The organism is Campylobacter sp. W0066.1 (assembly GCF_024723635.1).
In the GTDB taxonomy this organism is placed as follows: Bacteria; Campylobacterota; Campylobacteria; order Campylobacterales; family Campylobacteraceae; genus Campylobacter_D; species Campylobacter_D lari_C.
The window spans coordinates 37,622-58,481 of the sequence record NZ_JANQCW010000003.1 but is presented as its reverse complement, the minus strand read 5'-3'; the positions used below and the strand labels follow the sequence as shown (position 1 = coordinate 58,481).

Annotated in this window: 18 protein-coding genes; 15 read left to right on the top strand and 3 right to left on the bottom strand. The window is 29.5% G+C overall.

Annotation, left to right across the window (positions count from 1 at the left end):
- The first annotated feature begins 1 nt into the window (after position 1).
- From CAMP18497_RS01755 to CAMP18497_RS01685, 15 genes are all read left to right on the top strand, one after another.
- Entirely contained in the window at positions 2-103 is a 102-nt protein-coding gene (locus CAMP18497_RS01755) for a hypothetical protein (RefSeq protein ID WP_087685197.1), read from the top strand.
- Complete coding sequence (locus CAMP18497_RS01750) at positions 100-675, top strand: hypothetical protein (RefSeq protein WP_337212260.1); 576 nt, start codon at positions 100-102, stop codon at positions 673-675. The genes CAMP18497_RS01755 and CAMP18497_RS01750 overlap by 4 nt, the downstream gene beginning before the upstream one ends.
- Positions 676-1,188 (top strand): FixH family protein, encoded by a 513-nt coding sequence (locus CAMP18497_RS01745; RefSeq protein WP_337212259.1) that lies wholly within the window; start codon positions 676-678, stop codon positions 1,186-1,188.
- Positions 1,188-3,575 (top strand): PD-(D/E)XK nuclease family protein, encoded by a 2,388-nt coding sequence (locus CAMP18497_RS01740; protein ID WP_337212258.1) that lies wholly within the window; start codon positions 1,188-1,190, stop codon positions 3,573-3,575. Before CAMP18497_RS01745 ends, CAMP18497_RS01740 begins: the two co-directional genes overlap by 1 nt.
- Positions 3,572-6,316: a RecB-like helicase gene (locus tag CAMP18497_RS01735; RefSeq protein ID WP_337212257.1), complete on the top strand. Its 2,745-nt coding sequence runs from the start codon at positions 3,572-3,574 to the stop codon at positions 6,314-6,316. Before CAMP18497_RS01740 ends, CAMP18497_RS01735 begins: the two co-directional genes overlap by 4 nt.
- A 198-nt stretch (positions 6,317-6,514) precedes the next feature.
- The gene (gene rplM / locus CAMP18497_RS01730) at positions 6,515-6,940 is read left to right on the top strand and encodes a 50S ribosomal protein L13 (protein ID WP_039617653.1); all 426 of its coding nucleotides are present in this window, start codon (positions 6,515-6,517) and stop codon (positions 6,938-6,940) included.
- 2 nt (positions 6,941-6,942) lie between these two features.
- Positions 6,943-7,332: a 30S ribosomal protein S9 gene (rpsI, locus tag CAMP18497_RS01725; protein WP_039617655.1), complete on the top strand. Its 390-nt coding sequence runs from the start codon at positions 6,943-6,945 to the stop codon at positions 7,330-7,332.
- A gap of 244 nt (positions 7,333-7,576) precedes the next feature.
- Complete coding sequence (locus CAMP18497_RS01720) at positions 7,577-8,563, top strand: OmpA family protein (RefSeq protein WP_337212255.1); 987 nt, start codon at positions 7,577-7,579, stop codon at positions 8,561-8,563.
- Positions 8,564-8,566: 3 nt separating this feature from the next.
- Positions 8,567-9,211: an HAD family hydrolase gene (locus CAMP18497_RS01715; protein WP_337212254.1), complete on the top strand. Its 645-nt coding sequence runs from the start codon at positions 8,567-8,569 to the stop codon at positions 9,209-9,211.
- Positions 9,212-9,328: 117 nt separating this feature from the next.
- Positions 9,329-12,883 carry a pyruvate:ferredoxin (flavodoxin) oxidoreductase gene (nifJ, locus tag CAMP18497_RS01710; protein WP_337212253.1) on the top strand — a complete coding sequence of 1,185 codons (3,555 nt, stop codon included), beginning with the start codon at positions 9,329-9,331 and terminating at the stop codon, positions 12,881-12,883.
- A 3-nt stretch (positions 12,884-12,886) separates the two neighbouring features.
- Positions 12,887-13,210, top strand: a complete 324-nt coding sequence (locus CAMP18497_RS01705) for a hypothetical protein (RefSeq protein ID WP_337212251.1) — start codon at positions 12,887-12,889, stop codon at positions 13,208-13,210.
- The gene (mshL, locus tag CAMP18497_RS01700; protein WP_039617665.1) at positions 13,182-14,573 is read left to right on the top strand and encodes a pilus (MSHA type) biogenesis protein MshL; all 1,392 of its coding nucleotides are present in this window, start codon (positions 13,182-13,184) and stop codon (positions 14,571-14,573) included. Before CAMP18497_RS01705 ends, mshL begins: the two co-directional genes overlap by 29 nt.
- Entirely contained in the window at positions 14,554-14,883 is a 330-nt protein-coding gene (locus CAMP18497_RS01695; RefSeq protein ID WP_263727591.1) for a hypothetical protein, read from the top strand. The genes mshL and CAMP18497_RS01695 overlap by 20 nt, the downstream gene beginning before the upstream one ends.
- A complete protein-coding gene (locus CAMP18497_RS01690; protein ID WP_337212249.1) occupies positions 14,876-16,390 on the top strand; it encodes a GspE/PulE family protein in 1,515 nt (504 codons plus the stop codon). The genes CAMP18497_RS01695 and CAMP18497_RS01690 overlap by 8 nt, the downstream gene beginning before the upstream one ends.
- Entirely contained in the window at positions 16,387-17,547 is a 1,161-nt protein-coding gene (locus CAMP18497_RS01685; RefSeq protein WP_337212248.1) for a type II secretion system F family protein, read from the top strand. Before CAMP18497_RS01690 ends, CAMP18497_RS01685 begins: the two co-directional genes overlap by 4 nt.
- On the opposite strand, the gene CAMP18497_RS01680 is transcribed toward CAMP18497_RS01685, so the two are convergent.
- Genes CAMP18497_RS01680 through flgK form a run of 3 tightly spaced genes read right to left on the bottom strand, consistent with a single transcriptional unit; the run spans position 17,544 to position 20,859 of the window.
- The gene (locus tag CAMP18497_RS01680) at positions 17,544-18,296 is read right to left on the bottom strand and encodes a TSUP family transporter (RefSeq protein WP_263677033.1); all 753 of its coding nucleotides are present in this window, start codon (positions 18,294-18,296) and stop codon (positions 17,544-17,546) included. The two genes, CAMP18497_RS01685 and CAMP18497_RS01680, sit on opposite strands and share 4 nt — an antisense overlap.
- Positions 18,281-19,030, bottom strand: coding sequence for a TIGR02757 family protein (locus CAMP18497_RS01675; RefSeq protein ID WP_337212247.1), 750 nt, complete (start codon positions 19,028-19,030; stop codon positions 18,281-18,283). The genes CAMP18497_RS01680 and CAMP18497_RS01675 overlap by 16 nt, the downstream gene beginning before the upstream one ends.
- Positions 19,030-20,859, bottom strand: a complete 1,830-nt coding sequence (gene flgK, locus CAMP18497_RS01670; protein ID WP_337212245.1) for a flagellar hook-associated protein FlgK — start codon at positions 20,857-20,859, stop codon at positions 19,030-19,032. Before flgK ends, CAMP18497_RS01675 begins: the two co-directional genes overlap by 1 nt.
- Position 20,860 lies beyond the last annotated feature (1 nt).

Below are 20,860 nucleotides of genomic sequence, written 5' to 3'. Positions count from 1 at the left end.
TATGGCAAAAGTTCTTGAATACTTAATCATAGCTGGCTTGGTTGTAGCAGCAGGAATTACTGCTTGGTCGGTTTTAACTGTAAATCATCTTTTTATAGGATGAAAAATATATTTAAAGGCGGTTTTTTAACCGCCATTTTTATTTGCTTTGCTAATTTCTTACATGCTGAAATATTATTAAATGATAACATCTTAAACACTGCAATAGAACAAAACATCACTTTAAGTTCGAAACAAATTCATGAGTTAACTGGAGTTAATATAGCCTTAGTATTAAGCGATAAAAAAGACTTTGAAAGTTTAAAAAATTATGAAGCTAATTTGAGTAAGCCATATATTTTGCTTGTATTTTCTAAAGCTTCACATAAGGTAGATATACTTGCAAGTGATGATGCTATGAAGTATTTTGATAAAGAAGGTGTTTTAAGTCCTTATCCTGAAAAAGGAACGATTTTACCTATACTTGCAAATCCTAAACAAAAAGATATTTATAATGCTGCTATTTTAAATGGCTATGCAGATATTGCCGATCAAGTGGCAAATCATTTTAATATAAAACCTTTTTATGGAAATTCAAATCGTGATACTTTAAATATCATGAGAATTTTAATCTATGGCTTTTTATGTGTCGCAATTTTAATGCTAGTTCAAAGAAAAATCAAAAGGAGAAGATAAATGCAAAATCAAAAAACATTTTGGCCTTATGGTATTTTGATTTCTTTAGGGCTTATTGTTATAGCTTGTATTGTTACGGTTTTTATTGCAAGCAAAGCCCCTGTGTATGAAGATAATTTTTATTTTGATTCTTATCAAAATGTTGAGTTAAATTATAATGAAATTCAAAACAGACAAAAGACTTTTGATGAAAATTTTAAGCTAAGCATTAAAGACAAAGAAAGTTTTGTGCATAAGAAAAATCAAGTTTATTGTATCAATGAAGGGCAAAATGAACTTAGAATTGCTATTGAAAATTTAAAAGATTATGACTTAAGTAAGCTTCAAATTCAAACTTTACTTTCGCGTCCACACACAAATGTAAATGATGAGAATTTACAAGCTAGATTAGAAGGAAGTGATTTGGTGTTTGATTTTAATATCAAAGAAAAAGGTGTTTGGCAAATACTTTTAAAAATCACTCAAGATGAAAATAGTGTAGGATTTTTTAAATTCTTTTTACAAACTAAATAATGAAACTTTTTGTATTTAGCTCACTAAGAGCTTTAAGAAAGTATTATGAGAAAAAACTACAGGTTGATAGTTTAGTAGAACCGGCTATGAGTATAGCCGAATTTATGCAAAAATTAGTTTTTTCTCCACATTTTCAAGCAACTCATTATGAATGCTTGCTTTTGATGAAAAAGGCTTGCGAGCAAACTAAAAATTTAGAGCAAAGTTTAAAAATACCGAGTAATTTTTTTGCTTTCTTAAAGAATAATGCTTATTTATTTAGTTTCTTTAAAGAGCTTAGTTTAGAAAAAAAAGATATCAACTCGCTAAAATTTCATGATGCTTATGCTCAGTATGATGAGCATTTGCAAATTTTAGAAGAGCTTTTTAAAAATTATCTTGCTTTATTAAAAGAACAAAATTTATATGATGATATTTCTTTGCCACTAGATTATGAAATTAATAATGATTTTTTAAAAAATTATGATGAGATTGTTTTTGATTTTCAAGGTTTTTTAAATGCTTTTGAAGTAGAGCTTTTGTTAAAAGTTAAGGAAATACTTCCTCTTAAAGTGCAGTTTAATTGTACTAAATTTAATAAAGATTTTTTAAATACTCTTAGCTTTTTACAAGGACTTTCTCTTAAAGAAAATCATGCTTATTTGTTTGATGTAAATCAAAAAACAATTTTAAAAGAAGAGTGCTTTTTTAAAGAAAGTAAGATTAGTTATAAAAGTTTTCACTTAAGATCTTTACAAGCTGCTTTTGTTTTTGAAAAAATTAATTCTTTTTTAAAATCTGGTATAAGTGCAAAAGATATTGTAGTGATTACTCCTGATGAGAATTTTGTAGATATTTTAAGACTTTATGATAAAAATAATGTTTTAAACTATGCAAGTGGAGAAAGTATAAAAAACACACTTTTTTATCATAGATTAAAGTCTTTATATGAAAGTGCTAAAGATGATGAGTTTGAGTATGAAGAAAATGAAGATTTTTATGAAAGGTGTAATTTAAACAAACATTTGTGCAATTTACACTTTTTTTCTTCTAACGTTGATTTTGCAGAGTTTAAAAAGCTTTTTGATGAAAATATTTCTTATGATTTTTTTGAGAATTTTATTTTTAATTTGCTAGAAGATAGTGAAGAGGAATTAAAAAATTATATACATCAAGAGCTTATTTTTATCAAAGAGCTTATAAAAACACACAAGTTAAGCTTTGTACAAATTTTAGAATTATTTTTTATGCAAATTGATGGTATAAAATTAAGCAGTGTTGGTGGTGGTGAAGTTACTGTAATGGGACTTTTAGAAAGTAGGGGACTTAGATATGATGGGGTAATTATAGTTGATTTTAATGATGAGTTTATCCCAAAAAGAGTTTCAAGCGAGTTATTTTTAAATAATGAAATTCGTAAAAAAGCAGGACTTATCACTCATGCTCAAAGAGAAAATTTACAAAGACATTATTATTATACTTTAATAGCCAAGGCAAAATTAGTTGGAATTTCTTATGTGGAAAATGAAGAAAAAATCAAATCAAGATTTTTAAATGAACTTGAACTTCCACTTTATGAAGATAAGACTTATAGCAATAATGCTTATGTGAAATATTTTCAAACTTATCCATGTATTTTTAACCTTGAACCTATTGTAAGTATTAAAGCAAAACACGATTATTTTCAAAGCGATCTTTCTTTTTCAAGATTTCATCTTCTTGTACATTATGGTTTGGATTATTATTATAAGTATGTTTTAAAATTAAAAGAGCCAAAGACTTTAGATGATACACTTAGAGCAAATGAGTTGGGGAGTTTTATCCATAAGGCTTTAGAGCTTTATTATACACAAAAATCTAAAAATCATTTTGATTATGAAGTTTTTATGCAAGTGGTAAAAAGCATTAAGCAATACCGAGTTGATGCACTAAATTTAGCTTTAATACAAACTATATTTAAAGAATTTCAAACACTTGAAAATGAGCATTTTAAGCAAGGTTATGTGGTAGAAAAATGTGAATTTAATCCACCAAGAAAAGAATTTATTGCAGAAAATGGAGTGAAAATTTACACCATAGGCTTTTTAGATAGAGTAGATAATAATGGCAATGAAAGATTGATTATAGATTATAAAAGCGGCAAGGCAGATGAAAAGTCTTATCAACTTGCTTTTTATAAGTTTTTATTAGAAAGTCAAAATGCCTTATTAAATACAAAAGCTTGTTTTTATGATCTAAAAAATATCAAAATCATACATGAAAATGTTAAAAGTAAGAGCGTACAAGAACTGAAAGATTTACTTAATGAGCTTGCTAAAGAACCTTTGGAAAAAGAATTTTTTAATCAAAAAAACGACAATACTTACAGCCCTTATACCATGCTTTATAAAAAGGAGTTTAAACTTTGAGTTATCATTTTGAGCCTTTTTTAGCTTTAGAAGCTAGTGCAGGAAGTGGAAAAACTTTTGCATTAAGTGTGCGTTTTGTAGCTTTGGTTTTAATGGGAGCTAAGATTAATGAAATTTTAGCCCTTACTTTTACTAATAAAGCTACAAGTGAAATGAAAGAAAGAGTTTTTAAAACCTTTTTAGAATTTGATGTGCTTGAAAATGGAGAGAATAAAGCAGAGTGTAATGAGCTTATGAAAATGCTAGGTAAAAGCAAAAATGAGCTTATAGCTTTAAGAGAAAAATACAAAGATGAGTTTTTAAGATCTAAGCTTAATATTTACACTTTTGACAGTTTTTTTTCGCAAATCATTCGTTCTTTTGCTTTAAATTTAGGTCTTATGAGTGATTTTGACATTATAGAAAGTCAAGATAGTTATAAAAATTTCATCGCTAAATTAAATGAAGAAGAACTAAGGGCTTTGGCTTATTACATTGTCCAAACAAAAAGTAAAAGTGATTTTTTGCAAAATCTTGAAAGCTTGTATGAAAGATCTTGTGAGATAAAATCTATACAAAATGCACATTTTCCAAATAAAACTTTTTTAGAAAAAAGCTTAAGTGAGTTTATAACTTATGCAAGAAATTTAAGCACAGATAAAAACTATCAAAAAAATTTCGAATTTGAAAACATAGAAGATTTCTTTACTAAACCTATTATTTGTGATTTAGATAAAAAATATTTGGTAAAAGTCATCGATAGTGAATTTTTACAAAAAAGAGCAGAGTTTTTACAAAGCGCAAAAGAGTATTTTACTCAAATGGAAAATTACCGCATAAGTATGCTTGCAAAGCTTTTGAAGCATTTTAAAGAAGCAAGAAATGAAAACAATGCCAAGCAAAATGCATTGACTTTTTCAGATATAGCTTTAAAAACTTATGAGTTAATTAGTGATGAAACTAATAAAGATTTGATTTATTTTAGGCTTGATGGCTATATTTCGCATTTATTAATCGATGAATTTCAAGATACTAATGTTTTGCAGTATCAAATTTTAAAGCCTATTATCGCTGAGCTTGTTTCAGGCGAGGGAGTGAAAAAAAATAGAAGCTTTTTTTATGTGGGGGATAAAAAGCAAAGCATATATGGTTTTAGAGGGGGTAAAAAAGAGCTTTTTGATAAGCTTTTAAAAGACTTTCCACAAATTAAATTAGAGCATTTAGATACTAATTATCGTAGTAAAAAGATTATTGTTGATTATGTAAATGAAGTCTTTAAAGATAAATTTTTTGATAGCTTTTTAAATCCTAGCTTTACTTTGCAAAAAAGCATTAAAGAAGGTGGATATGTGGAAGTTTTGCAAAATCATATCCCGCCAAAAAGTTCTTTACATGAAGCAAGTGGCAAAGAAGTTTTAAAGATCATCCAAAAGCTTTTAGAAAAAGGCATAAAGCTCAGTGAAATTTGCATTTTGGTATGGATTAACAAAGACGCTACTTTAATGAAAGAATTTCTTGAAGAAAATGACATTAAAGCTTATACGCAAAGCAATGTAGCTTTGATAGATTGTATTAGTGTAAGAGTGCTTTTTGAGTATGCAAAGGCTTGTGTGCTTAAAGATGAGTTTAGCTTGTACTTTGCAAGTAGTATTTTAGAAAAAGAACTTGAGTTTATAACGCTTGATTTAAACCGAAGTGTAGGTGAGATTTTGAAATACCTAGTACATGTTTTAAAACTTGATTTAAGCGATGTTAATCTCATTGCATATTTAGAGTATGCAAGTACTTTTGATAATTTCTTTAATTTTTTATTTGCTCCATGTGAGTTAAAGTCTTTACAAGCTCAAGATGATGGAGTAAGCATTATGACCGTGCATAAATCTAAGGGGCTTGAATTTGAAAATTTAATCGTACTTGATAGACTTAGTAAAAAAGCTCCGGATAATGAAACCTTAATGTTTGAGTATGATTTAGAGCAAGGTTGGGAAGTAAAATACCGACACAGTGCTAGAAAATACCTTGAAGATCAAAATTACAATGCTTTTTTAGCTAAAAGAGAAAAACTTCAAGCAGAAGATGAGATAAATTGTCTATATGTAGCCCTTACTAGAGCTAAAAACTCTCTTTTTATTGTAAAAAACGATGAGAGTTTTAAAACCTTTAAGAGTTATTTTCAAGACTACGAAGAAAAACAAATAGGCATTATAGAAGAACAGCTTGTCAAAACAAATGAGCCTTTAGAAAATTTAGAACAAATAGAAAACTTTGAAGAATTTCAAAAGGTAAATTTGCAAGAAGTTAAAGTAAAAAGTCATCTTTCAAGCACGCAAATACACTTTGGTTTGGCTTTGCATGAGTTTTTGCAATATTTTGATTTTAACACTAAAAGCAATTTTGAATTTTGCAAGCAAATGGTGTATAAAAAATATCGTTTTTACTTAGATGATGAAAGCTTTAACGCGCTTTTTAAAAGACTTACTATGCTTTTAAAAGATGAAAGCTTTAACGCGCTTTTAGCGGGTAAAAAGCTACTAAAAGAGCAAATCATCACTTATAAAGGTGAGCAAAAACAGCTTGATATGCTCGCATTTGATGATAATGAAGCTATCATTATAGACTATAAAACGGGTTTAAATTTAAATGAGCATAAAAAGCAAGTTTTGCTTTACAAAGAAGCCATAGAAAAAATCTTAGGCAAGACTTCCACTAAAGCTTTTTTGGTGTATGTTTTAAAAGATAAAGTGGAGATAGCGGAGGTTTAACATTGTATTAAAAATAAATTTTTGCTATTTGTATTGTTTTATTTGTGAGATTTATTTTTACCAAGTTATGTATTTTCTAAGTATTTTTTATATAGTGGCAAGAATATTTAAGCTTTATGTATTCTTAAATTAAGTATTAATTAAGCTAAAATAATTATAATCTCATTTTTAAAAAAAATTTTTGGCAAAGGTAAGATGATGACAAAGATAACAAAGCCAAACGAAGTAAAACGCGAATGGATCGTTTTAGACGCTGAAGGAAAGCGTTTTGGTCGTCTTTTAACAGAAGTAGCGACTATTTTAAGAGGTAAAAATAAACCTTGCTATACTCCAAATGTTGATTGTGGAGATTATGTAATCATTATCAATGCTTCTAAAGCAGTTTTCACAGGTGCAAATAAAGCAGAAGATAAACTATATCACAGACATTCAGGGTATTTTGGAAGCGTAAAAAGTGAAAAATTTGGTGATTTATTAGAAAAAAATCCAGTTAAATTATATAAATTAGCAGTTCGTGGTATGCTACCTAAAACAAACCTAGGTAGAGCTATGCTTAAAAAATTAAAAATTTATGCAGGTAGCGAACACCCTCATACTGCTCAAATTGCTAATAAAGGAAAATAATCATGGCAACAACATACGCAACAGGTAAAAGAAAAACCGCTGTAGCTAAAGTTTGGGTAAAAGCTGGTAGTGGTAAAATCATCGTTAATGGTATGGATTTAAACACTTGGCTTGGCGGACATGAAGCTATAAAATTAAAAGTAGTTCAGCCTTTATTAGTAACTAAACAAGAAACTTCTATGGATATTAAAGCAACAACTTTAGGTGGTGGATATAGCGCTCAAGCTGAAGCTTTAAGACATGGTATTTCAAGAGCTTTAGCTGCTATGGATGCAGATTTTAGAGCATTATTAAAACCAAAAGGACTTCTCACTAGAGATAGTAGAACTGTTGAGCGTAAAAAATACGGTCGCAGAAAAGCAAGAAGAAGCCCGCAATTCTCTAAACGTTAATTTTTTGGATCCATTTTTTGGATCCACTCTCTCTTATTTTTAAAATCACATTTTTTCATATATTTTTGTTTTGTTTAAAATCAAAGGATTTTTTGTTTAGAATAAACTTTTATAATTTCAAAGTCCGATCAGGGAAACCTCCTTTTTGTAGTAAATTTAAGCCCCTTTCCCAAAAGGGGCTTATTTTATTTTAATCTTCTTTTTATATAATACCCCATTTATTTTCATTATTTAAGGATAGTTTATGAAAAAAATTATAGGATTAGTTAGTTTAGCTAGTGTTTTGTTTGCTTTTGATGCTAGTAAAATAGAAATCACTCCAACCTTTAACTATACAACCCCAGAAGGAAATTTAGATCTTAAAAATTATGGTGGAGTGGGTTTAAGATTTGGTTATCATTATGATGATTTATGGATAGATCAAGCTGAGTTTGGCTTAGAGTATTATGATAACGCAAAATATAATAATCCAAACGATAATACACATACAGATACTAGTGTTTCAAGATTTTATGTAAATGCTATTAAAGGAATTGATCTAGCTAATCATGTATATTTATATGGTTTGTTAGGAACGGGTTATGAGTATTTAAGCCATGGAGCTTATGAAAATAAAAGCGGTATGTTTGCTCAATATGGTGCGGGTTTTAAATTTGCACTTGGCGAAGACTTAACTTTAAGACTTGAAGCAAGAGATCAAATTAAATTCAATAATGGTGAGCATAATTTGATTTCTAGTGTTGGCTTGAGTTTTTATTTTGGCAATAAAGCTCCAAAAACCCCTCAAACTACAACTAAACAAATCGAAGAAAAACCGCAAACAAAACATATAGATAAATCATGTCCAGAGCCAAGAAAGGGTGCTTTGCTTGATCATATAGGTTGTGAAAAAACAATAGCACTTGAAGGGCATTTTGGTTTTGATCAAATTAGTATAAATCCTGAATTTGCACAAAAAATCCAAGAAGTAGGTAAGGTTTTAGAAGAAAATCCACAATATTATACTATTTTAGAAGGTCACACAGATAGCACAGGCTCTAAAACTTATAATCAAAAATTATCATTAGAGCGTGCTAAGGCAGTTGCAAAAGAACTTGAAAAGACAGGTGTTGCTAAAGAAAAAATTGCAACTAAAGGCTATGGTTTTGACAAGCCAAAAGCAAGCAATGATACTAAAGAAGGCCGTGCGCAAAATAGACGTGTGGAAGCAAAATTTTTCATTAAAGATTAAGCTTTGTTAAAAAAGACAATTTTATTTGACTTAGATGGCACTTTGATAGACTCTACAAGTGCCATTTTAGATGGATTTGATGCTGCTTTTAAAGCTTTTGGAGAGCCTTTAAGAGATCATGAAGCCATTAAAGCTTTAATAGGCTTTCCTTTAGATGTAGCTTTTGAAAAACTTGGAGTGTCAAAAGAAAAAACAAGTGAGTATATTAATGCTTATAGAAGCGTATATCAAAAAATCTATATAGAACAAACTTCTTTGCTTTCTTTGGCAAAAGAAAGTGTATATGAAGCTAGTTTATTTGCTGATTTAGCCGTTGTAACGACTAAAAGTTCTAAATTTTCCAAACCTTTACTTGATCATTTGGGTATAGGAGAGTATTTTAAAGTTATCATAGGTAGAGATGATGTAACTTACCCAAAACCAAACGCTGAACCTATTTTGTTAGCTTTAGAAAAATTATCTAAAAACAAAGAAAATGCATTTATGATCGGAGATACTCATTTAGATATTCAAGCAGCTTGTAATGCAGGTATTAAACCCATAGCAGTAAGTAGTGGTTATGAAAGCAAGGAAAGTTTGGCTAAATTTAAAATTCTACTTTTTGAAAATACTTATGAAGCTGTAAAACATATAAAAAATATCCGATAATTTCACATTCAAACCCTATACACACAAATAATAAAAAATTTTTATCATTGTTTAAGACAATTAAAGATAAAGTAGCTATTGATTTTAAGTAATTATTTTAATTATAAGGATAATTAAATGAGTAAAATAATGAAAACAATGGATGGTAACGAAGCAGCAGCTTATGCTGCCTATGCATTTACAGAGGTTGCTGGAATTTATCCTATTACCCCAAGTTCTCCTATGGCAGATTATACTGACATATGGGCTTCTCAAGGTAAAAAAAATCTTTTTGGAGTACCGGTTAAAGTTGTAGAAATGCAAAGTGAAGCAGGAGCGGCAGGGACAGTTCATGGTTCTTTACAAGCAGGTGCTTTAACTACTACTTATACAGCCTCTCAAGGGCTTTTATTAAAAATACCAAATATGTATAAAATCGCAGGTCAGCTTTTACCAGGGGTTATCCATGTGGCAGCTAGGGCTTTAGCTTCTCAAGCATTGTCTATCTTTGGAGATCATCAAGATGTTTATGCTGCAAGACAAACAGGTTTTGCTATGCTTTGCTCACATTCTGTGCAAGAAAGTATGGATTTAGCAGGTGTTGCACATTTAGCAGCTATTAAAGGTAGAGTACCTTTTATGCATTTTTTTGATGGTTTTAGAACGAGCCATGAAATTCAAAAAATCGAAGTAATGGATTATGCGCATTTTGATCGCTTATTAGATCGTGAGGCTTTGTTAGAATTTAGAAATTCCTGTCTAAATCCAGAAAATCCAAAAACAAGAGGTACGGCTCAAAATGATGATATTTATTTTCAAACAAGAGAGTTAGCAAATAAATATTATGAAGCCATTCCTGACATTGTTAATGAATATATGCAAGAAATTTCAAAAATTACAGGAAGAGAATACAAGCCTTTTGTATATTATGGGGATAAAAATGCAACACGCATTGTAGTAGCAATGGGTTCAGCGACTGAAGCTTTAAAAGAGGTTGTAGATCATCTAAACAGCAAAGGCGAAAAAGTAGGGGTTTTAAAAGTTCATTTATATAGACCGTTTAGTTTAAAATATTTATTTGATGTAATGCCTCAAAGTGTTGAAAAAATAGCTGTTTTAGATAGAACTAAAGAGCCAGGAAGTTTAGGCGAGCCACTTTATTTGGATTTAAAAAGTGCATATTATGGAAAAGAAAAAGCACCTTTAATCGTTGGTGGTAGATATGGGCTTTCTTCAAAAGATGTTGATCCTGCTCAGCTAATAGCAGTTTTTGAAAACCTAAATCAAGCTAATCCAAAAGATGGTTTTACCATAGGAATTAATGATGATGTGACTTTTACTTCATTGCCTGTGGGAGAAAAAATTTCTTTGGGTGATGAAAGTACTATAGAGTGTTTATTCTATGGACTTGGTGCTGATGGTACTGTAGGGGCGAATAAAAACTCTATTAAAATCATAGGGGATAAAACAGACTTTTATGCGCAAGCTTATTTTGCTTATGATTCTAAAAAATCAGGTGGTTATACAAGAAGCCATTTAAGATTTTCTAAAAAACCTATCACTTCAACTTATTTAGTTTCTACACCGCATTTTGTAGCGTGTTCAGTGGCTGCTTATTTAGAAATTTATGATGTTTTAGCAGGTATTAGAAAAGGTGGAACTTTCCTTTTAAATAGTATTTGGAGTGCGCAAGAGACTATTAAGAAGATTCCAAATGCAGTAAAAAGGGTTTTAGCGCAAAAAGAAATTAATTTTTATATTATTAATGCTACAAAACTTGCTAGAGAAATAGGACTAGGTAGTAGAACAAATACAATTATGCAATCAGCGTTTTTCAAGCTTGCTAACATCATTCCTTTTGAAGATGCGCAAAAATATATGAAAGAATTAGCTTATAAATCATATAGTAAAAAAGGCGATGCTATAGTTGAGATGAATTATAAAGCTATTGATGTAGGTGCAGATGGACTTGTAAAAGTTGATATTGATCCATCTTGGGCAAATTTAGCTGATGAAGTTAAAGAAGAAACTATAGCTTATAAAGGTACTGAGTTTGTTGAAAAAATCGCAAAACCTATGAATGCGGCTAAGGGTGATGATTTACCGGTTTCGGCATTTTTGGGCTATGAAGATGGTAGTTTTGAGCATGGTACTACCGAGTATGAAAAAAGAGGCGTCGGTGTTATGGTGCCAAGATGGATAGAAACTAATTGTATTCAGTGTAACCAATGTGCCTCAGTATGTCCACATGCGGTTATTAGACCATTTTTAATAGATGAAAAAGAATTAGAAAATGCTCCAGCAGGTGTGAAAGAACATAGTTTAAATGCAAAAGGCGTAAAAGAGCAAAAATTAAATTTCAAAATTCAAGTTTCACCACTTGATTGTACAGGTTGTGAGCTTTGTGTGCATGAGTGTCCTACTAAAGAAAAATCTTTAGTAATGGTGCCACTAGGTGAAGAGCTTGATCATGGTGAGCAAGAAAATGCAGATTATTTATTCAAAAAAGTAAGTTATAAAGATAATATCTTAAATAGAGAAAATGCAAAAGGTATTCAATTTGCTCAACCTTTATTTGAATTCCATGGAGCATGTCCAGGGTGTGGAGAAACTCCTTATATTACTTTAATCACTAGATTATTTGGTGAAAGAATGATTATTGCTAATGCAACGGGTTGTAGTTCTATTTATGGTGGTTCAGCTCCTTCAACTCCATATAGAAAAAGTAATAAAAATGGTCATGGGCCTGCTTGGGGTAATTCTTTATTTGAAGATAATGCTGAATTTGGTCTTGGTATGAAAATAGCAACTGAAACCACAAGACATAAAATAGAACAAATCATGAATGAAAGTATGCAAGAAGTTCCTAATGCACTTTCTGCATTATATAAAGAATGGATTGCAAATAAAGAAGATTCTAAAGTTTCTTTAGAACTAAGAGATAAGTTAGTGCCATTATTAGAAGAAAATAAACAAATTAAAGCTGTAAATGATATTTTAGAGCTTAAAAGCTATTTGAGCAAAAAATCACATTGGATTTTTGGTGGTGATGGTTGGGCTTATGATATAGGTTATGGCGGGCTTGATCATGTTTTAGCAAGTGGTGAAAATGTAAATATTTTAGTGCTTGATACCGAAGTATATTCAAATACCGGAGGTCAAAGCTCAAAATCTTCAAGAACAGGTTCAGTAGCGCAGTTTGCTGCAGCAGGTAAGCCAATACAGAAAAAAGATCTAGGTCAAATTGCTATGACTTATGGCTATATTTTTGTAGCTCAAGTAAATTCTAATGCAAACTATGCACAGTTGTTAAAAGCTGTAATGGCAGCAGAAGCTTATGATGGACCTTCTTTGATTATAGCTTATTCTCCTTGTATAGCTCATGGTATTAAAGGTGGACTTGGAAATTCAGGAAATCAAGCGGAGCTTGCTACAAAATGTGGATATTGGCCAACTTATATTTATGATCCGCGTTTAGAAGCTGAAGGTAAAAATCCTTTAACAATTTCTTCTAAAGAGCCTGATTGGGATTTATATGAAAGCTTTTTGATGAATGAGGTGCGTTATAGCTCACTTAAAAAATCAAATCCTGAACAAGCAAAAGAATTGTTTGAAAAAAATAAAGCAGAAGCACAACGCCGTTATAGACAACTTAAACGTCTAGCAAGTGCTGATTTTAGTAATGAAAACTAAAATTTGCTTCGATTTTTACTTGTGAGTTTATGGGTGCTTGGTGCTTTTGGTACTAAGTACCCATTTTTGAATCAAAGTTGTAATGATGTTGATTTTTCTTTGATTCAAGATCCTTTTTTTCAAAAAACTACAAATATAAAATCTGATTTTTCCTTACAAGCTATCGTTTCTAATAAAGTTAAGATTGATGATAAATGGTATGCTTTGAATGATGATATTGAAGGTTTTAAGATTGTTGAGATTAAAAATTCTCAAGTTATATTGATAAAGGAAGAAAAAATCATGGTTTTAAAATTGTATGAAAAAAATAATATTTTTATTTATTAGTATTTTAACTTTTACAAATGTTTTTGCCTCACAGTGCCATCAGCGCTTTTTTGATATAAGTGTAGAAAATAAAACTTCTTTGATCGAAATTTTAAATGAACTTGGTAGAGAATGTGGTTTTAGCATTATAATAAAAGATTCATTAGCCAGAGAAAAGTTAAATCATACCCAAAATTATCTACACATAAGAAAGATGTCTTTAAGAGAAATTTTTAAACTTTTATTGATGGAAAATAATCTTGCTTATGAGTATGAAAAAAATATTTTAAAAATTTATGGAAGACAAGTTAAAACTTTTAAAGTGCATTATATAAGCTCTATTAGAGAAGGACAAAGCATTACTAAAGCTTCAGTGGATTCAAGACCTAAACAGGGCGATTATGATAGTACTAAAGAAGCAGATAATCTAGTTATTAGCACAGATAAATTTGATTTTTGGGAAAAAATTTCAGAAGAAATACAAGCTTTATTAGATGAAAATACAACTAAGCCTATTATTAATACTAATGCAGGAATTATCACTTTAAATGCTACTTTATATGAGCTTACAAGAGTTGAAAAATATTTAAAAGATTTAAATAAAAGACTTAAAAAGCAAGTTTTAATTGATGTAAGTATAGTTGCTGTACATTTAAATAAAAGTCATTCAAGTGGGATTAACTGGCAAGAGCTTGCTTTTAAACTTAATGGAGATGATAATGATTTTATAATCAATAAAGGTGGTGTTAGAAATATCAATCTTAAAGCCAATGTTGAAACTAAAGCTATTTTAAATTTATTACAAGAAAATGGTAAAACCACTGTGCTTTCTAACCCAAAACTCATGGCACTTAATAATCAACAAGCTATTATTTCCATAGGTGATACGATTAATTATCAAGTAAAAGAAAGCTCTAAGGGTACTGAAAATGGTACGACCATTAGTGAGACTTATAATAATTATTCTATTTTTGTAGGAATTTTACTAAATATTTTGCCTGAAATTTCAGATGATCACAAAATCATGCTTAGAATTAATCCTAGTTTGAGTGATTTTAAATATAGTGTTGATAACCATAGACAAAATAAACCAAGAAATATAGCACCAGATACCATACAAAAAAAGCTTTCTACTGTAGTTGAAGTTGATGATGGGCAAACTTTAATTTTGGGTGGATTGATTAGTAAAAATACGATTAGTAATCATAATGAAGTCAGTGCCTTATCTAAAATACCACTTTTTGGAGCTTTATTTCAAGGAAAGCAAAATTTAGAAGATATTAGCGAAATAGTTTTTATCATCAAACCAAGTTTAATAAGAGCTGATAAAAAAGTATTAAGCTTAAAAGAATTAGGTTTTGAACATGAAGATGATATGTTTTAATTTTTTAATTTGTTTGTCTTTTTTAAATGCAATGAATATTCAAAATGAAAGTTTTGAGCAAAATGTATTCTATGAAAAATTTATCAATCATCCAAGTTATGAAAATGCCTTAAATTTAGCTAAATATTTTTATCAAATAAAAGATTATCAAAAGGCTATTTTTTGGGCTATTGAGGCAAATGAATTTGAGTTGTTGGAAAAAGAAGCGTGGCTAGTTTTTATCAATGCTAAATTAAAACTTGGAAAGCATGAAGATGCTTTAAGAGCTAAAGAAGAGTATGAAAAACTTTTAGGAAATTATTTTGAATGATATAAAAACAACAAAAACTTCAGATGAGTTTTCTTTGCAAGAATTAGCTTTAGAGTATAAATTAGAAATTTTAGACTTAAACCAAACTCTTAAAATAGAAAAATATCTCCATGTTTTACCTTTTTCTTTAATAGAACAATATAATATTTTTTGTTTTTATGAAGATGATGAAAATATTCATATAGCTTCTTTAAAACCTTTAGATGAGAGTATTTTAGAAAAAATACAAAATTTATACCGCTTAAAAGTTATTAAAATTTTTCTTTGTGATTTTACACAATTTAAATTCTTACTAGAAAGGATTAAATTTTTAATTTGCTTTCAAAACTACCTTGATAAATTAGAGCTTAATTTAAAAAGTGATGAAAATAAAGATGAGTTTTTATTAGAGCAGTTTTTGAATTTAATTTTAACTTATGCTTGTTTTTTAAGAGCAAGTGATATTCATTTGGAGCCTTTGGAAAATGAAGTTTTGATAAGATTTAGAATAGATGGAGAATTAAAATATATACATAGTCTTAATGTGAGTTCTTATCAGGCTTTATTAATGCATATAAAAATCATTGCCTTGCTTAATGTAGCCGAACAAAGACAAGCTCAAGATGGGAGTTTTTCTAAGATTATTTTAGAGCAAAAGTATGATTTTAGAATTTCAATTATGCCTTTGTTATTTGGACAAAGTGTAGTGTTTAGAATTTTAAAACAAGATGAGCATGTTTTAAAACTTGATAGACTTTTTATTAAAGAAGAAAATTTAACCTCGTTAAAAACATATATAAATGCACCCTATGGTTTGATTTTATTTTGTGGGCCAACGGGGAGTGGTAAAAGTACTTTTATGCATGCTATTTTAAACGAGCTTGATCAAAATAAAAAAATTATTACTCTAGAAGATCCTATAGAATATAAACTTAAACATGCTCAGCAAATTTTGTTAAATTCTAAAGCTGGTTTTGATTTTCATAAAGCTTTAAGAGCGGTTTTAAGGCAAGATCCTGATGTGATTATGGTGGGTGAAATCAGAGATGATGAGAGTTTGGATATAGTTTTAAAAGCTTCTTTAAGTGGGCATCTAGTTTTAAGCACCTTGCATACTAATGGTGCTATAGAAGCTATTTTTAGAATGAAGCACATGGGTGCAAAAGAATATTTAATAGCTTATGCGCTTAATTTGATTATAGCCCAACGCTTGGTAAGAAAACTATGTGAATGTAAAGAACTTAGCGATGAAAAATTTCATTTTCAAAATCAAGTTTTTGAAGGAAAATTTTATAAAGCAAAGGGTTGTACTAAGTGTATGTATAGTGGATATAAAGGGCGCTTAATGGTAGCTGAGTTTTTATTTTTAGACCATAATTTAAAAAGTATGATAGAAAATAATGCAAATTATGAAAATATTTTAACATATGCTTTAAAAAAAGGCTTTTTAACTTTAGGTATGGATGCTTTGGAAAAAGTTAAGCTTGGTTTAACAAGTGCAGATGAGCTAAGAAAGATTGGTTTTTGAAAAAATTTATTATTTTTTATGCTTTAAATAAAGAGCAAAAACAAAGTATAATTAAAGCTAAAAATCTATATGAAGCCAGAAATCTTGCACAAAAATCATTTGAAAATATAATTAGTGTTGAAGAATACTTTGGAACAACAAAACATAAAATTAAAGAAGAAGAGCTTATTTTTATCCTTAAAGATTTAAGTATGGTTTTAAAAGCAGGATTAAGCTTACAAGAAGCTATTTTAGAGTTTGCAAGATCAAATCATGATGTGCATATAGCTAAAATATTTAGTGCTATTTATAATAAACTCAAAAACGGAAGCTCTTACAATGAAGCTTTTAGAGGTGTTTTAAATTCTAGAGAATGTGCTGTTTTAAAAATTTGTGACGGTAAGGAGGATTTATATAGGGCTTTTGAGATTATCATTAATCTAAAAGAGAAAAACCTTCATAGTTTTAAGCAGTTTAAAAAGGCTATAACTTATCCACTTTTTGTTTTTACATGTATTATTTTAGCTTTTTTTGTGTTGATGATTTTGGTTTTGCCTGAATTTAAAACTTTATTTTTGCAACTTGAATTAGATTTGCCAAAAATTACTCAAATTCTTTTTATTGTAGGAGATTTTTTTAAACATTTTTATGTATTTATTTTATTGAGTGTGGGAGTTTTTATAATACTTGCTTATTCTTTTAGAAAGTCTTTGTTTTTTCATAAAATTCTTTTTTATTCTCCCATTTTTGGAAAAATAATATTTTATCAAGATAAATTTTGTTTTTTCTTGATTTTTTCGTATTTATTAAAGGCAGGGGTGGATATAAAAAGAGCTTTTGAGCTTGCTTGTGAAGGCATAGAAAATCAATTTTTTAAAAATAAAATGTTTATTGTAAAGACTTTATTTGAATCAGGATTTGATTTAGCTCAAGCTTTTTCTAACACAAGGCTTTTTGAGCCTTTTGTGATAAGAATGTTAAATTTAGCTTTAAAAAGTTCTAAATTAGATGAAAGTACTTATGAGCTTGCTTTATTTTATGAATATAAAAAAGAAAATTACATCCAAAGACTTTTGGTTATTTTAGAACCTTTGATGACAATTTTTATGGCGAGTTTGATTTTAGTTTTGGCCTTGGGTGTATTTTTACCTATGTGGCAAATTAGTCAAGGAATTTAAGCAAGATAATCATAAGCAACCTTAGCTATAGTTAAAGCAACCATAGTTAAAAAAAGTTTTTTGATAAAAGTTCCTTGTGTTTTTAAAACTAGTTTTGAGCCTACAAAGGCGCCTAAAATTTGACCTATACCCATTAAAATACCAACTTTCCAAAGCACTTCATAAGAGTATAAAAATACCCCTAAGGCTACTACATTGCTAGTAAAATTTAAGATTTTGGTATTAATGCTTGCATTTTTCATACTAAAACCAAGAAATATCACACAGGCAAAAATCCAAAAAGACCCAGTTCCAGGCCCTAAAAAACCATCATAAAAGCCAAGTAATAAACCAAAAGTGATTTGAAAGCTTGTGGTGCTCATTTTGGCTTTATTATGAACATGGCCTAAATCGGGTTTGAAAATAGTATATAAAAAGATTAAAATAAGGCAAATTAATACAATGATTTTAACAGCATTTTGATCTATTAGTAAAACTGCATAAGTTCCAATGGCTGCACCAATAGCAGTAAATAAAATTCCCAAAGCTATCTTTTCTATGTGCATGGATTTTCTATAAGCTAAAACCGCAGTGAGTGAGCCAAAGGTACTTTGAAGTTTATTGGTAGCTAGGGCTAAATGAGGAGGAATTCCACAAGCAAATAAAGCAGGTATGGTAATAAGTCCACCACCACCTACAATCGCATCAACACAGCCTGCAAAAGCAGCAACAAAAAATAAAATCACATAATAAGTTAATTCAAGCTCCATAAGCTTTCCTTGTTTTGTCCGATTCTATATAGAGCAAAATCATATTTTATAGGATCAGCAGGATCAAATTTTTTAAGACTTTGCGTAAGCTCTAAAACACTTTTAAAATCATAAATCTTACGCTTTAAAAGCTTAAGTTTTAATGAAACTTTATGAGTATGAGTATCTAAGGGTATGAGTAAGTCTTTTTTGTCTATATTTTTAAACAAACCTAAATCTAATTCATCTTTTCTTACCATCCACCTAAGATACATGTTGTATCTTTTTAAAGGACCTTTTGGAGTTTTAAATTCTTTTGAAAAGAAAAACTCATAACCATAACTTTTATAAGGATTAAGCTTATAAATTGTTTCTATGAAAGCTTTTATTGCATGTGTGATATTTTGTTCTTTTTGATAAGCTTTGGTAAAAATATTTTCTATGCTATTTTCATTTTTTAAGCGTTTGAGTGTGATGAAAATTTGAGCTATATCTTGATGGTTTTGAAAGCGGTATTTTAGATCTTTGCATTCTTTTTTAATAATCTCATCATTTCTTTCAAACAAGGAAAAATCAAGTTTTTTTAAAAAATTTACAATATTTTTAGCATTTCCATAAGCAAATAAAGCGCAAAGCAAAGCTATGGTTTCATCTTTATAAACACTTGCAATTTGTAAAGGATCAGGATGAGAAAAAAGCTCTTTTTGAGTGTTTTTGCTTAAAATTGCTTCATCTAAAAGAGCTTTAATTTGCATTAAGATTTTAAACCAAGTAAGGTTTCAAGCATTTGATCAACAGTAGTTACGATTTTAGCCGCAGCACCATAACTTGCTTGATATTGTATGAGCGCTGCTAATTCTTCATTAGTATTTACACCACTTTTTGATTGATATTCTGCATAAGCTGTATTAAATACTGTCATATTAGTTGCATGTGCAAAGCCATTGCTTTCAGCATCTGAAGCAATTTGACCTGTAAATTTTCTATAATATCCATCTAAAGTCATAGTATCTACTGTACCATCTTTATTATAAAAATTTACTTTTTGATTTTGAAGTTGTAACATAGCATTTGCTACATCGTTATTTCCATCAACTCCGTTTGAACTAGCTTTTAAGCTATTTGGATCATTTCTAATACTTGAATTTACATTAATACTGCTTGCATCTTGACCATTAAAAAATGAAGATACATTTAAAGCGCCTGGGAAATTTGTGCCATTGTCTTTAAAGGCTATTTTATAACCTTTTTTTAAGCCATTGATTTGGAAATTCCCACTATCACTTTTTCCATCATAATGATAAAAGGCTTGAAAATAATCATTTAAATCATCGCCACTTTGACCATTTTTATTATCATCAATATCTGCATTGATTTGCTTAACAACATCTTCTATGGTGGTATTAACATCAATTTTTATAGTTCTAGTAGCAACCGGCTCACCTTTTTCATCATAAATTGTGATGTCAAAGCTTCCTGCTTGAATATTTTTATCATAGCTCATTAAAGAAGTATCAGGCTTTAAACCTTTTAAATCATCTGAATTGACTCTATCTGTAGCTGCTTGAGCATAGACATTATTAGTTTGGGTTATAAGTGTTTTTGTAAAGGTATTGAGCATATCTTTATACTCTTGCAATTTTCCATCACTGTAAGTATCGTGATTGCCATCATAATTTCTACCTCTAAGATCAAGTTGAGCTCCAAGCTGTCCGCCTGAAATTTTACTAGTTAAATCATAGCGGTTTTCATCATTTACTTCATAATAAATTTGATAAAAACCATTAGGGTTGTTATTGTCTAGTTTTAAAGGATGAAAGCTAGAGCCATTGACTATACTAAAGCCTTGAATGCTTAAATCATAGTATCTTCCAGAATCAGTCATGGTAGATTCTAAAGTACTATCTTGAGAGCTTGTTCCTTTCCAAGCTACCGCATTGACTAATTTTGAAAGTCTAAGTTCAAGCTCATCTCTTTTATCTCTTAATTGATTTGCATTATCGGTAGGTAAAACTTCTTCATTTTCAAGTTGTTTGTTAATATTTGCAATTTCTTGACCAATGTTATTAATTTCATCTACAGTTTGCTTGATTTGCTCATTGACAGTTTGTTGCATTTTATTAAGATCTTGTAAGGTTTTTTGTATGTTTTGAGTTAGTGTATTTGCGCTATTAACAAGATCTATTTTACTTGCTCCATCACTTGGATTAGAAGCAAAGTTATTCCACGCATCATAGTAGTTTTTATAATCTTGTAAAATACCAGTTCCTTGCATATCAGGAAATCTTTGGCTTGCTTCTTGTAAAATTTGTCCTAAGTAATTTGTATAGTTTTGCTGAGTGGTAGCATTTTTTAATTCATAATAAGAATGCTCATCATGTAATCTTTTAATAGTATCAATTTGCGTACCTGTTCCTAGGTGTAAACCACCTCTATCAAGAGACATACCCGAACTTTGCACAGCTCTTTGTCTAGTGTAAAACACCGCATTTGCATTAGAGATGTTATTACCTGTTGTGTTAATTTGAAGTTCAGCAGCTCTAATACCGCTAACCCCTGTATATAAGCTATCAAAAATTCCCATG